This is a genomic window from Pseudomonadota bacterium (assembly GCA_016195085.1).
Lineage (GTDB): Bacteria > Pseudomonadota > Alphaproteobacteria > SHVZ01 > SHVZ01 > JACQAG01.
In genome coordinates this window covers 43,264-57,342 of the sequence record JACQAG010000030.1, presented here as the reverse complement: position 1 = coordinate 57,342, position 14,079 = coordinate 43,264, and the positions used below count along the sequence as shown (strand labels likewise).

General features: G+C 64.2%; 10 protein-coding genes. 8 read left to right on the top strand and 2 right to left on the bottom strand.

Translation table 11 applies throughout. The features are described from left to right. Nucleotides 1-246 precede the first annotated feature (246 nt). Both HY058_09250 and puuE read left to right on the top strand, forming a co-directional pair. Complete coding sequence (locus tag HY058_09250) at nt 247-1,176, top strand: alpha/beta fold hydrolase (GenBank protein ID MBI3497473.1); 930 nt, start codon at nt 247-249, stop codon at nt 1,174-1,176. A gap of 294 nt (nt 1,177-1,470) precedes the next feature. After that, nucleotides 1,471-2,388 carry an allantoinase PuuE gene (gene puuE / locus HY058_09245; GenBank protein ID MBI3497472.1) on the top strand — a complete coding sequence of 306 codons (918 nt, stop codon included), beginning with the start codon at nt 1,471-1,473 and terminating at the stop codon, nt 2,386-2,388. Here the strand turns inward: puuE and HY058_09240 are convergent. Further along, entirely contained in the window at nt 2,385-3,581 is a 1,197-nt protein-coding gene (locus HY058_09240; GenBank protein MBI3497471.1) for an aminotransferase class V-fold PLP-dependent enzyme, read from the bottom strand. The genes puuE and HY058_09240 overlap by 4 nt on opposite strands. A gap of 128 nt (nt 3,582-3,709) precedes the next feature. Between HY058_09240 and HY058_09235 the strand changes: the two genes are divergently transcribed. From HY058_09235 to HY058_09210, 6 genes are all read left to right on the top strand, one after another. After that, entirely contained in the window at nt 3,710-6,652 is a 2,943-nt protein-coding gene (locus HY058_09235; protein MBI3497470.1) for an FAD-binding protein, read from the top strand. A 152-nt stretch (nt 6,653-6,804) separates the two neighbouring features. Further along, nucleotides 6,805-7,851: an extracellular solute-binding protein gene (locus HY058_09230; GenBank protein MBI3497469.1), complete on the top strand. Its 1,047-nt coding sequence runs from the start codon at nt 6,805-6,807 to the stop codon at nt 7,849-7,851. Nucleotide 7,852: 1 nt separating this feature from the next. After that, nucleotides 7,853-9,571, top strand: a complete 1,719-nt coding sequence (locus HY058_09225) for an iron ABC transporter permease (GenBank protein MBI3497468.1) — start codon at nt 7,853-7,855, stop codon at nt 9,569-9,571. Beyond that, nucleotides 9,568-10,662, top strand: coding sequence for an ABC transporter ATP-binding protein (locus HY058_09220; protein MBI3497467.1), 1,095 nt, complete (start codon nt 9,568-9,570; stop codon nt 10,660-10,662). The genes HY058_09225 and HY058_09220 overlap by 4 nt, the downstream gene beginning before the upstream one ends. Before the next feature lie 52 nt (nt 10,663-10,714). Further along, nucleotides 10,715-12,124, top strand: coding sequence for an acyclic terpene utilization AtuA family protein (locus HY058_09215; GenBank protein ID MBI3497466.1), 1,410 nt, complete (start codon nt 10,715-10,717; stop codon nt 12,122-12,124). A gap of 3 nt (nt 12,125-12,127) precedes the next feature. Next, nucleotides 12,128-12,466, top strand: a complete 339-nt coding sequence (locus tag HY058_09210; GenBank protein MBI3497465.1) for a DUF4387 domain-containing protein — start codon at nt 12,128-12,130, stop codon at nt 12,464-12,466. A 144-nt stretch (nt 12,467-12,610) separates the two neighbouring features. Here HY058_09210 and HY058_09205 read toward each other — a convergent pair whose 3' ends face one another. Next, on the bottom strand, nt 12,611-13,990 hold the full coding sequence (locus tag HY058_09205; GenBank protein MBI3497464.1) for an FAD-containing oxidoreductase: 1,380 nt from the start codon (nt 13,988-13,990) through the stop codon (nt 12,611-12,613). Nucleotides 13,991-14,079: the final 89 nt, after the last annotated feature.

Here is a 14,079-nt window from a genome sequence, read left to right as displayed (position 1 = left end):
GTTCGCCACCACCGCTTCAAGAGTGGCCCGGTCCCGGCGCTTGAGCTTGATATCGGTTCTTGCATGCATTCCACAGACTCGCACCGGCGAGCCCGAGCGGGAATCCCCAAAAGAATCGAAGTGTCAGATTTCATCCACTAGGATGGAACCGGCCGCCCGCGGCGGTTCGCTTGCCTCCTTCGCCGAGGGCATCGCGGCGAGCGAGGTTGTCGTGCACGATCCACCGCCAGGAACGGAGTTGCCGTGATGGATGAGGCGCGCCCTGAAACGCGGCTCAAGGGCCGGGAGCATTGGACGAAGAAAGGCGATGTGCGTCTTTTCCTGTGGGAGAAGAGCGCCGTTCCGTCCGCGACGCGCGCCGGAACCGTACTCTTCGTTCATGGATCGTCCATGGCCTCGCAGCCGACGTTCGACCTCGAGGTTCACGGGCGACCGTACTCCTCGGTGATGGATTGGTTCGCCAGTCGCGGCTACGACACCTGGTGTGTCGACATGGAGGGCTATGGCAGGTCTGACAAGCACCGGGACATCAACAGCGACATCGCCAACGGCGCCGACGATCTGGCCGCGGCGTCCGACTACATCCTGAAAACGCGCAACTGCGGGCCGCTGCTCGTGTACGGGATCTCATCGGGCGCCTTGCGGGCAGCCTTGTTCGCCGAGCGCCATCCGGAGCGGGTAAAACGTCTGGCGCTGGATGCGTTCGTGTGGACCGGCGAAGGCAGCCCGACCCTGGCGGAGCGACGCAAGAAGCTCCCGGAATTCCTGGCCCGCAACCGTCGGCCGGTAGATCGGGCCTTCGTGCACAGCATCTTCAACCGCGATCATCCAGGCACGGCCGAGGCCAAGGTGGTCGAGGCGTTCGCCGATGCAATCCTGGCCTTGGACAACTCGATGCCGACCGGCACCTATGTCGACATGTGCTCGAAGCTGCCGACCGTGGATCCGAAAAAGATTCTCGTGCCCACCCTCATCATGCGCGGCGAATACGACGGTATCGCGAGCTTCGATGATCTCATCGCATTCTTCCGGAAACTGCCGAATGCCGACAAGCAGTTCATCGTCATGCCCGGCATATCGCATGCCTCGTTCCAACAGAAGAACTACATGCTCGTCTACTACATCCTGGCGTCCTTCTTCGGCCAACCGGACCCCTTCTATCGCGGCGATGCATAGACGGATCGGCGCGTGCCGGCCTCGCCCCCTTCGCCGAAATGCCCGAAGGATTTTGGGGAGTTATGCGGCAATGGGAACCGAATCCAAGCGCCGCTGCGTCACCTGCCAGAAGGAATTTCCGGACGGCCCCGCCGAAATCCAAAGCAAGCTCAGCCAATTCGACGATTGGTGCATCTGCAAGGCCTGTGTGCTTGCATACAGGAAGCCGGTCAAGCAAGAGTCCAAGTGCAGGCCTGAACCGACCGAACGGCAGCGGCCCCGCGCTTAGGGGCTTCGATGCGAGGTGCTTCCGCCGTGAGCGAAACCTACCCGCGCGACCTCATCGGCTATGGCGGCAATCCGCCTGATCCGCGCTGGCCGAATGGCGCACGGATCGCCGTCTCCGTGGTGATCAACTACGAAGAAGGGGGCGAATACTCGATCCTCCACGGCGATCCGCATTCGGAAACCGTCCTGACGGATATGCGCGATCCCCCCCTCCTGATGGGCGCGCGCAATTTGAACGTCGAGTCCATCTTCGAATATGGCAGCCGTGTCGGGTTCTGGTCGATTCTGAGCGTACTCAAGGAGCGCAGCATCCCGGCGACGATTTATGCCGTGGGGATGGCGCTCGAAAGGAATCCGACGGCGGCGCGGGCGATGCGGGATGCCGGCTGCGAGATCGCGTCCCATGGCTATCGTTGGATCGATTACCAGAACATGAGGATGGAGGAGGAGCGCACGCAGCTTCGGCAGGCGGTTGCCGCAATCGAACGGCTGACCGGGTCTCGCCCGCTCGGCTGGTACACCGGGCGTCCAAGCCCGAATACGCGCCGCCTCGTCGTCGAGGATGGCGGCTTTCTCTACGACAGCGACGCCTACAACGACGACCTACCCTATTGGACCACGGTCGACGGCAAAGCGCATCTCGTCGTTCCCTACTCCTTCGACAACAACGATAGCCGCAGCAGCCGCGGCCAAGGCTTCGAGACCGGTGAGGTGTTCTTCACCTATCTGCGCGACAGCTTCGATTGGCTCTATTCGCGTCCGACGCCGCGCATGATGTCGATCGGCCTGCATTGCCGGCTGACCGGTCGCCCCGGTCGCCTGGGAGCGCTCTGCCGCGTCCTGGACTACATGGGCCAGCATAAGGACGTCTGGTTTTGCCGACGGGTCGACATCGCACGCCACTGGCGCGCCATCCATCCCCATCGTGGCGATGGCGCCGCTTAGCCGGCGGCTGCCTTCAGGGCGCCGGGCTCGCCGGAGAGAATCTCGAGGGCTGCAAGCACGCCGCCCTCCTTGAAGGGCACGCCGGCGCGCTTCAATCCCATCTCGACCCCGCAAAGCGTGCCGGCAAGCATCAGTTCGTTGAAGTCGCCGAGATGGCCGATGCGAAACACCTTGCCCTTGAGGCGGCCAAGGCCCGCGCCGAGCGACATGTCGTAGCCTTCGAGAATGGTGGCGCGCAATGAGTCCGCATCATGCCCATTCGGCATCAGCACCGCGGTGAGCGAGTTCGAGTACTCCCGCGGATCGACCGCCAGCAGCTCCAGTCCCCAGGCGCGCACCGCCGCACGCGTCGCCTCGGCAACGCGCCGGTGCCGGGCGAAAACCTGCGGCAGACCTTCCTCATCCAGAAGCATCAGCAACGCTTCACGAAGCCCGTACAACAGGTTCGTCGACGGCGTATAGGGAAAGAATCCGGTCTCGTTGGCGGCGATCAGCGGCTGCCAGTCCCAATAGGATTTCGGCAGCATCGCCGTCTTCGCCGCCGCGCGGGCTTTCTGGGAGATGGCGTTGAAGCTGAGGCCGGGCGGCAGCATCAATCCCTTCTGCGAGCCCGCCACCGTCACATCGACGCCCCATTCGTCGTGGCGGTAGTCGATCGATGCCAAGGATGAGATGGTATCGACCATCAGCAATGCCGGATGGCGCGCGGCCGTGATCGCCTTCCGCATCTCCGCGATGCGGCTGGTGACGCCGGTCGAGGTCTCGTTGTGCACGACCAGAACCGCCTTGATCGCATGCGCTTTGTCTTGGGCCAGCTTCTCACCGGCGACCGCCGGGTCGGCGCCGTGACGCCAGTCGCCGGGCACCAGATCGACGACCAGACCCAGCCGCTTCGCCATTTCGTGCCAGAGACTGGCGAAATGGCCGGTCTCGAACATGAGCACGCGATCTCCGGAGGAAAGCGTATTGACCAGGGCCGCTTCCCAGGCTCCGGTGCCCGAGGCCGGATAGATCGCCACCGCCCCCTCGGTCTTGAATACGCGCTTCATGCCCTGGACCACCTCCCGGCCCAGCGCGCCGAAATCCGGCCCGCGATGGTCGATGGTCGCCCGGTCGATGGCACGAAGCACGCGCTCGGGCACATTGGTCGGTCCGGGAATCTGCAGGAAATGCCGGCCGCTGCGGAAGCTCATAGACACTACCCCTGAGAAGGATGGCCGCAGTTTGCCTGCGGAACGCGACCCAGACAACCCGCCTCCGCCGCCCCGGCCTTGAATATGCCCGACAAATCGGCAGGATGGGCCATCAGCCGAGACGTTCCATGACCGCACCGAGCTCCTCCACCACGGCGTCGAGTTCCGGGATTGCTCCGGGCGATCCAGGTCTGGCAGCGCGCCTCAAGCGGCATGTCGAAGGCGAGGTGCTGTTCGAAGCGTTCGACCGCGGCCGCTACAGCACCGATGCTTCGATCTACCAGATCGAGCCGATCGGCGTCGTCATACCGAAATCGATCGCCGACGTGGCCGTGGCGGTGGCGATCGCGGGCGAGAGTGGGGTATCCGTGCTGCCGCGTGGCGGCGGGACCTCGCAATGCGGCCAGACCGTGGGCCGCTCGCTGGTCATCGATTGCTCGAAACATCTGGACCGCGTGCTCGCGTTGGACGTCGAGCGCCGCCGCGCCGTGGTCGAGCCGGGCCTCGTCCTCGAACGCCTCAATCGGGTGCTGAAGCCGCACAAGCTGTTCTTCCCCGTGGATGTCTCCACCAGCGACCGCGCCACCATCGGCGGCATGACCGCCAACAACAGCTGCGGCTCGCGCTCGATCCGCTACGGCAACATGGTTCACAACGTGCGCGGCATCGATGCGCTGCTGGCCGACGGCACCCGCATCGAGCTCGGCGAGGTGCCCGGCAACCTGGCGTCCAGCGGCAATGGCTACGCTCCGCGCTACCTCGATCTCGTTCAGCGCATGCGCGCCATGCACCGGCGCGAGGCGGCGGAGATTGCCATGCGCTTCCCGAAGCTTCTGCGCCGGGTCGGCGGCTACAACATCGATATGATCGACGATGCCGGCCACAATATGGCGAAGCTCCTGGTCGGCTCCGAAGGCACCCTGGCGTTCTTCAATTCCATCGAGCTGGAGCTGCAGGCAGTCCCGCCGCATCGCACCCTTGGCGTCTGCCACTTTCCGACGTTCTATCAGGCAATGGATGCGACGCGGCATATCGTCGCCTTGGGTCCATCGGCAGTGGAGTTGGTCGATCGCACCATGATCGACCTATCGCGCGACATTGCGATGTACAGGCCGATCGTCGATCGCTTCGTGCAAGGCCGGCCGGAAGCGTTGTTGCTGGTGGAGTTTTCCGGCACCGAAGCCGACGCGCAGCACGCGAAGCTGCGAGAGCTCGTCGAGCTCATGGGCGATCTCGGATTTCCGGACGCGGTCGTCGAGGCGACCGACCCGGGCTTCCAGGCAGCGGTCTGGGAGGTGCGCAAGGCCGGCCTCAATATCATGATGTCGATGAAGGGCGACGGCAAGCCGATCTCCTTCATCGAGGACTGTGCCGTGGCGCTCGAGGATCTCGCCGAATACACCGATCGCCTGACCCAGGTTTTTCGCAAGCACGGCACCTATGGCACGTGGTATGCGCACGCCTCCGTCGGCTGCCTGCACGTCCGGCCCGTCCTCAATCTGAAGCTCGACGTCGACGTGAAGAAGATGCGCGCCATCGCCGAGGAAGCCTTCGCCATGGTGCGGGAGTACAAGGGCTCGCATTCGGGCGAGCACGGCGACGGCCTGGTGCGTTCGGAGTTCCACGAGCCGATGTTCGGCTCGCGCATCGTGCGCGCCTTCGAGGAGGTGAAGGACGCATTCGATCCCGACGGCCTGTTCAATCCGGGCAAGATCGTGCGCCCGTCGCGGATGGATGACCGCGGCTTGTTTCGGTTCAAGCCGGGACATGCCGTCGAGCCGCTCCAGACCGTGTTCGATTGGTCGGAATGGGGCGGCCTCGGCGGCGCGGTCGAGATGTGCAACAACAATGGCCAGTGCCGGAAGTCGGATCCAGGCGTCATGTGCCCCTCCTACCGGGCGACGGCCGAGGAGAAGCATCTGACGCGAGGCCGCGCCAACACGCTGCGCCTGGCGCTTTCGGGTCAGCTCGGCCCCGGGGCCTTCACCTCCGATGCGCTCAAGGACACCCTCGACCTCTGTGTCGGCTGCAAAGGCTGCAAGCGCGAATGCCCGACCGGCGTCGACATGGCGCGGATGAAGCTGGAGTTCCTGCACCACTATAAAGAGCGCCACGGCTTGAGCCTGCGCGACCGATTGATCGGCTATTTGCCGCGTTATGCCGCGGTCGCCTCGCGCCTGGGACCTTTGCTGAACCTGCGGGACCGCATTCCGGGCCTCGCCGGGCTAGGCGAATGGCTGACGGGGTTCAGCCGGCAGCGTCCCCTGCCCCGCTGGCACGCGCATCCCTACCGCGCCCGGGACGAGCCGCCGGGCACCGGCGAGGCAGGCGCGGTCGTCCTCTTCGTCGATACCTTCAATCGTTGGTTCGAGCCCGACAACGCCCGGGCCGCCGAGCGGGTACTCACACGCGCGGGCTACCGCGTGCACGCCGCGGCGGCGCCAGGCAAGGCACAGCCCCTTTGCTGTGGCCGTAGCTTTTTGGCCGCAGGAATGGCCGAGGAAGCCAAGCGCGCGCAGCGCCGATTGCTCGCTTCCCTTCGCCCGTTCGTCGAGCAAGGCGTTCCCATCGTCGGTCTCGAACCCTCCTGCTTGCTGACGCTCCGCGACGAGCTGCCGGGTCTGTTGCCTGGCGCCGAGGCGAAGGCGCTCGCTTCTCGCGCCGTGTTGTTGGAGGAGTTCATTGCCGGCGAAGCCGCCGCCGGACGCTGGCGCCTGCCCATGCAAAGCCTGGGCGCCCGGCAAGCGCTGGTGCATGGCCACTGCCACCAAAAGGCCTGGGGCACGGTCGGCGCCCTCGAGGCGACGCTCCGCCTCGTCCCCGGACTGACGGTGAAGACCTTCGATGCGACCTGCTGCGGCATGGCCGGCGCGTTCGGCTACGAGGCGGAGCATTACGCGCTCTCCCTCAAGATCGGCGAGCTCGGGGTGCTGCCGACCATGCGTGCCGCCGCCGCCGACACGCTGCTCATCGCCGGCGGCACCAGCTGTCGCCATCAAATCCGCGACGGCGCCGGACGCGAGGCGCTGCATCCGGCGCGCATCCTCGAAATGGCGAGCGCACAGCCGTAATGTTCGTTGCGGTGCGCGGTCTGCGATAATTTATCCGTATCGTCGTTTGATAAATAAATTCTATCTAAATTACCGATATAGCCGCATGAATGATAAAAATACTTGACGCGATATTGGCGTGCCCAGATGCTCACCGGCCCAGGGAGGACTGCATGTACGAAATCACCCGACGTGATGTGCTGGAAGGGTTGCTGGCGAGCGGGCTCGTGCTGGGAGCGCTGCCCGCCTCGGCGCAGGACCGATCCGCGATCATCGAGGGCGCCAAGAAGGAAGGCGCCTTCGCCTTCGCCACCTCGATTTCGGCGGCGGGATTTCCGAAGTTCATGGACGCGTTCAAGGCGAAGTATCCGTTCTTGGACGTGAGCAGCGGCTACTACTCCGCGCCCACGGGCCGCGTCCTGGCGCGCGTCAGCGCCGAGATGAGCGCGGGCAATCTCAGCTTCGATGCGTTGCACGTCGCCAATCTGGCCCCGTACGTGACCATGGCGCGAAATGGGCAGCTGCTGCCCTACCGATCCCCGGAGCTCGCGGCATACCCCGATGAGTCCCATGACGGCGACCTCTGGGCGACGGCGCGCGTGATCGGCGTGATCATGGCCTACAACAAGAACGTGCTGCCGCCGGACAAGGCACCGAAGGCTTGGGTCGACATGCTGAAGCCGGAATTCAAAGGCAGAAAACTGGTGATCCAGGACTCCGCCGCCGGCACCAGCTTCAACCAGATGTACATGCTGGAGAAGCTGCTCGGCGCGGATTTCATGAAGAAATGGGGGGCGCAGCAGCCGGTGATCGTCTCAACCTCGGCGCAGCTCATCGACCTCTTGGTTCGCGGCGAAGCTTTGGTCGGTGCGACCGTCGATCATTTCCGCGCCTTCGAGGCGGATGCCGTCAAGGCCGGTATCGTCGGCGTCTATCCAAGCGAAGGCATGCCGGTCGCCATCGCCCCAATTGCCATCCTGAAAGGCGCTCCGCATCCGAATGCGGCGCGGCTGTTCGTCGATTTCGTGCTCTCCAAGGAGGGCAATACCATGCTCAACCTCGACATCTTCGGGGTTTATTCGAGCCGCAAGGACGTGCCTCCGCCCGCAGGACAGCTGCCGTTCGAGCAGACGAAGCCGCTCTTGCCCAAAGATCTAGCCGACTACGAGAAGGCCTCCGGAAACTTCCCAGAGCACTTCGACTCGTTCTTCAAGGTATGATATGGCGCTACGCGGCGTAGGTTTGGGCGAAGCCGCGTCCGGCAATCGCCGCTTTCGCAGCGTCAGGCTGGCGCTCTCGACGGAGAGCGTCGTTGCCATCGTCCTCTCGGTCGTGCTGACCGTCCTCGTCATCCTGCCGCTGATCGCCGTCGCCATGGGCGCCGTCAAGGATGCCGGCGGCCTCAGCCTGCAGCCCTTCCTCACGGTTCTCTCGGCTACCCGGATCATCACGAATACGGTGCTGGTCGGCACCGGCACCACGATCTTGGCGGTGACGCTGGGCGGTGCCTTGGCTCTGATCCTGGCCCGCATCGATACGCCGGGCCGCTCGGCGCTCGAGCAATTGGTCATTATGCCGCTCTACATCACGCCCTTGCTGACCGCGATCGCCTGGTCATGGCTCGGCTCGCCCCGTGGCGGCCTCGTCAACCTATTCGCTCGGCAGGTCTTCGGCATCGACAGCCTGGTGAACCTGCAGACGGCCGGCGGCGTCATCTTCGTGGCGGCGCTCGCCTATGTGCCCCTGCCCTTTCTCCTGATCGGGGCGGCCCTCAGGGTCATGGATCCGTCCTTGGAGGAGAGTGCGCGCATTCACGGCGCCTCGCAGCTGGACTCGCTCCGCCTGGTCACGCTGCCATTGGTGTTGCCCTCGGCGCTCGGCAGCGCACTTCTCGTCTTCGTGCAGGCGATGGGTTTGTTCAGCGTGCCCGCGGTTCTTGGCATGCCGAGCGGGTTCTATGTTGTCGGAACGGAGATCTATCGGCTCCTCAACAACTTTCCGCCACGGGTAAGCCAGGCGGCAGCGTGGGGGCTGCTCCTGCTTGCGGTCACCGCCGCGCTCGTGTGGCTGCAAGGCGTCATCCTCAACCGCCGCTCCTTCGTCACCATTACCGGCAAGGCCTTCCGGCCCCGGATTCTCGACGTCGGCGCCTTTCGATACCTGCTTGCGGCGCTCGCCTGGATCTATGTCGCCTTGGCGGTGCTGCTGCCGGTCGCAACGCTCATCTGGGCGGCATTGGTCAATTTCATCACCATCGACGTCAAGCTGATGGCCTTCGACCTCAGGCACTTCCGTTACGTGCTCTTCCAGTACCCGAAGACCTTTCTCGCCATGCAGAACAGCCTGATCCTGGGCGCTGCCACCGCGAGTGCCGTGTGCGTGCTGGGCCTCGGCGTCAGCTGGGTGGTCGTGCGCAGCCGGAGCCCCGTCCGCTCCTATCTCGACCAGGTCGGCATGTTCCCCCTTGCCACGCCCTCGATGGTGCTGGCGCTCGGGCTCCTTTGGGTCTACGTCGCGATCAAGTGGCTGCCGATCTATGGCACGATCGGCATCCTGCTGCTCGCCTATGTGACGCACTACCTGCCGTTCGGCATCCGCGCCGGAACGGGTGCCTTGCGCCAGCTCCATGCGGAGCTCGAAGATGCGGCACGGATGACCGGCGCCACCTGGAGCAAGATGGTGCGCTGGATCACGCTGCCGCTCACCCGCCCAACCTTGATTGCCACCTGGACGCTGATCTTCATCCTGTCCATGCAGGAGGTCAGCTCCTCGATCCTGCTCTATACGAGCCGCACCGTTGTGCTTGCGGTCGCGGTCTTCGATCTTTGGGAAGCCGGCAACGTGAATGCGCTCGCGGCGTTGAGCGTGCTGCAGCTAGCCGTCACCTTCCTGGCGCTCTTGGTCATGATCCGCGCCCGCCACCGGCAGGTCCTCGTATGAGCGCGGGCTTCCTCCAGGTCGAGAGCTTGGTGGTGAGCTACGGCTCGGCGATCGCCGTCGACGGTATCGATTTCGCTGTCGGCCAAGGCGAGCACGTGACCTTGCTAGGGCCCTCGGGGTGCGGCAAGACGACCACGCTTCGCGCCGTCGCCGGTCTCGAATCCCCCCGCGGCGGCCGCATCGTCATCGACGGAGCGCCCGTCTACGACGCCGCCAACGGCCGCAACGTGCCGCCGGAAAAGCGCGGCCTGTCCATGGTCTTCCAGTCCTACGCGATCTGGCCGCACATGACCGTGTTCGACAACGTCGCCTTCGGTTTTCGGGTGCGCGGGATCGGACGCGCCGAGGCCCGCCCGGCGGTCGAACGCGCGCTCTCGCTCGTCGATTTGGCGGGTTTTTCCGATCGGCCGGCTACGAAGCTGTCGGGTGGCCAGCAGCAGCGGGTCGCGCTGGCACGGGCGATTGCCTACGACTCGAAAATCATCCTGCTGGACGAGCCGCTCTCCAATCTGGACGCGCAATTGCGGATTGCGATGCGCGCCGAGTTGAGCGATCTGCGCCGTCGCTTGGGCTTCACGGCGATCTACGTGACCCATGACCAGGAGGAGGCGTTTGCGCTCTCCGATCGCATCATCGTCATGCGCGACGGCCGGATCGAGCAGCAAGGGACGCCGGGCGACATCTACGCGACACCGAAGACGCGCTTCGTCGCAAGCTTCCTCGGCATGAAGAATGTCCTCGAGGCCGAGCTTGCTCCGGTGCCCGGTGAGGATGACCTGGCGGACGCCAAATGCGCCCCGGACTTGATCTTGCGCGCGCGCGATCCCTGGCATCGCACCGCATCGACCACCGCGGCTGCGATCGGCTTCCGACCCATCGATGTACGCTTGGATGCAGGGCATGCCGTGCCCGGCGATGGCATTCCGGGCGTGCTCAGCCGATCGCTCTTCCTCGGCGACGTCGCCCATTACTATGTTCGCTCGGGCCCCGTCGAAATCTGCGTTCACGATCGTCCCCGCCCCGAGCTGGTCGAGGGCGCCGCCGTCTCTTGGCGGGTTTCTCCGGAGAAGTGCCTGGCGCTCCGCGACTAGATGTCCCCGGCGCGACGATCGACGAGTCATAGATCCATGGAGGTGTAGTGCGATGACTGGCGTCCAAGACGATACGGCCTCGCGCCGGAGCAAGCGGTCCAATCGCGGCCTGCGCATTCTTTGCCCGAACGGCCATCTGGGCTTTGCCCCGACCAAGATCGGCAGCTTCGAACGCGGCCTGGCGGCGGAACCCGACATGGTCGCCTGCGATTCCGGCAGCTGCGATTGCGGCCCGGTACCGCTCGGTTCCGACGGAACGGCAAGCCCGCTTGCCTGGCAAAAGCACGACATCGAGGCCATGCTCTTGGGCGCCCGCCGCCTCAAGGTGCCGATGATGATCGGATCGGCCGGCGATACCGGCACGAACAGCCGCGTCGACCGTTTCATCGGCATCGTCAAGGAAGCCGCCAAGCAGCACGGGCTGCCCAAGTTCAAGCTCGGCTACTTCTATTCCGAGGTATCGAAGGATCTCGTCCGCGCCAAGATGAAGTCTGGCGCCATGGTGCAGGGGCTCGACGGACGACCGGAACTCACCTACTCGGAGCTCGATGCAACCGACCACATCGTCGCCGTCGCCGGCGTCCATCCCTTCATGAAGCTGCTCGACATGGGTGCCGACGTCATCATCGGCGGGCGCAGCAGCGATTGCGCCATCTTCGCCGCACCCGCACTTCGCCGGGGCTATCCGGAAGCGCTTGCCTACTACTACGGCAAGGTCATGGAATGCGCATCCTTCTGCGCGGAGCCCTATGCCGGCAAGGAGTCCATCATCGGTGAGATCACCATGGAGGATGTGAAGGTCACGGCCATGCTGCCGGAGCAGCGCTGTACGGTCGCCTCGGTCGCTGCGCATTCGATGTACGAGCGGAGCAATCCATATTTCGAATACTTTCTGGGCGGCCATATCGATATGAGCCAGTGCGTCTATGAGCAGTTCGACGAGCGCACGACCCGCGTCACCGGCCCACGCTTCATTCCGGCGAAGGAGCTGCGGGTGAAGCTGGAAGGTGCCGGCAAGGTCGGTGAGCGCTATGTCGGCATCGCCGGTGTCAGAGACCCCTACACCATCTCGCGGATCGATGGGGTCATCGCCTGGGCCAAAGCCGCCGTCCGCGAGCGATTTGGCGATGAGGGCTATACGCTCGCCTACACCGTCTACGGCCGCGACGGCATCCTGGGCGAGCTCGAGCCCTTGCGCGATCGCCCCGGCCACGAGCTCTGCATCGTCGTGCAGGGTGTGGCGCCGACCAAGGAGATGGCCGAGGAGGTCTGCATGACCGGCACAAGGCAGATGTTCTACGCGCGGCTTCCCAACGTGAAAGGCACGGCCGGCGGCGTCGCCTTCATGCTGGATGAAGTCATGCCCGCAAGCGCCGCTTATCGCTGGACGCTGAACCACACGATGCCGATCGCCGACCCGATGGAGCTTTTTCCGGTGCACATGATCGAAGCGGGAGTCTGATCGATGACGAGCAATGCCGCGCGCACGACACCGCTGACCTCGCTCGCCAAGGCCATTCGCAGCAAGAATGCCGGCGTCGACAAGATCACCTTCGACGTCATCTTTCAGGAGAAGAAGAACTATGATCTCGTCCGCCAGAGCCGCGTCTTGTCGCGAGAGGCGGTTTGCAAGCTCTACGGCATTTCCGACTCGCGCATCAGCGACCATGTCGAGTTCGAGCCGGGTCTCGCGATCAAGTTCACCATCTTCCGCAAGGTGCCGAGCGGCAGCGTCGGCGATGCCGACATCTTCGGTAGCCAGCAATATGGGCCGCTGCTCGGGATCGAGGTGCCGATCTCGTAGGTTGAGGCGCTAGGACAATATCCACCGGGATCGAACCGGACGGTTCGATCCCGGTGGATGAAATTGCCCTATCTTTCAAAGAGTAGAGCAGCTTTATCCGGCCAGATGGAATCGCCAAGCGATTCCATCTGGCCGGATGCTGCTCTAGGCCAGAGGCTCGAGATCGCCGACCAGGGTGGGCAGGTATTCGTTCACGGTCGGATGGATGAACATGGCTCGCTCAAGCAGCGTATAGGGCTGATCGGCGTACATGAGGCCGAGCAGCGACTGAACCGCTTCGTCAGCCTCGATGCCGAGGAAGGCGACGCCCAGAATCCGCTCGCTCTCGGCATCGACCAAGATCTTCATGAAACCTTGCGTTTCGCCGCGTTCTCGCGCACGCCCGACATGGCTCATCGCCAGCTTGCCGACCACGACCTTGCGTTTGCTCGAACGCGCTTCCTCTTCGGTCATGCCCGCCCGCCCCAAGGGCGGGTCGATGTAGAGCGCGTAGGTGGGTATGCGGTCGCTCACGCGGCGCTTGCCACCGTCCAGCAGGTTTGCGGCAACGATCTCATAGTCATTATAGGAGGTGTGAGTGAAGGCGCCGCGCCCGTTGCAATCCCCGAGCGCCCAGATCCCTGGAACATTGCTCCTGAGCTCGTCGTCGACCGTGATGAATCCGCGCGCATCGACCGCCACGCCGGCCTTGTCCAAACCGAGATCATGCGTGTTCGCCGCCCGGCCGACGGCCAAGAGCAAATGCGAGGCGCTGACGGACTTAGCACCGTCATCGCAGTCGAGTTTGACCTCGATCTGGCCGTCACGTCTCTCGACGGCGATGCAGGCCGAATTCAGCCGAATATCGATCCCTTCATTCTGGAGAATGTCCCGCACGGCGTTCGATATGTCCTCATCATCGCGCGGGATCAGTCTCCCCTTTGTCTCCACCACCGTCACCCGGCTGCCGAAGCGCCGGTACATCTGCGCGAACTCCAGCCCGATATAGCTGCCGCCAATGATCGCGAGATGCGCGGGCAGGAAATTCACCTCCATCATTCCCGCATTCGTCAGGTAGGGCACATCCTTGATACCCGGCAGGTCCGGGACATGGGCGCGGGCGCCGACATTGATGAAAATCCGCTCGGCGCTGAGCTGCTCGCCGCCGATGGCGATCAGCTTCGGTGCTTCGAAGCGCGCCTGACCCCGGTATACGGTAAGATTCTTCGTTCCCTGCAGCCAGGCCTCGAGCCCGTCCTTGGATTTCTTGACGACCGCATCCTTGCGCGCCTTGACCCGTTCCATATCCACTTCGACCGGCCCGCTCACCTTGATGCCGAAATCCTCGGAGCGGCGCGTCACATAAGCGGCGCGGGCGCTGGCGATGAGTGTCTTCGTCGGAATGCAGCCGACATTGACGCATGTGCCGCCAAACAGCTTTCGTTCGATGATCGCCGTTCTGAGACCTTCCCCGGCCAGCCGGGCCGCCAAGGGCGGGCCGGCCTGGCCAGTGCCGATGATGATCGCGTCAAATTGGGTTGGCATAGGAACCTCCTCGTGGTGAGCGACCTTCCGCGTGTCGATGGATCAACGAAGCCGTCCCTCCTATTGACCTCTTCATGACCGCATGCTTC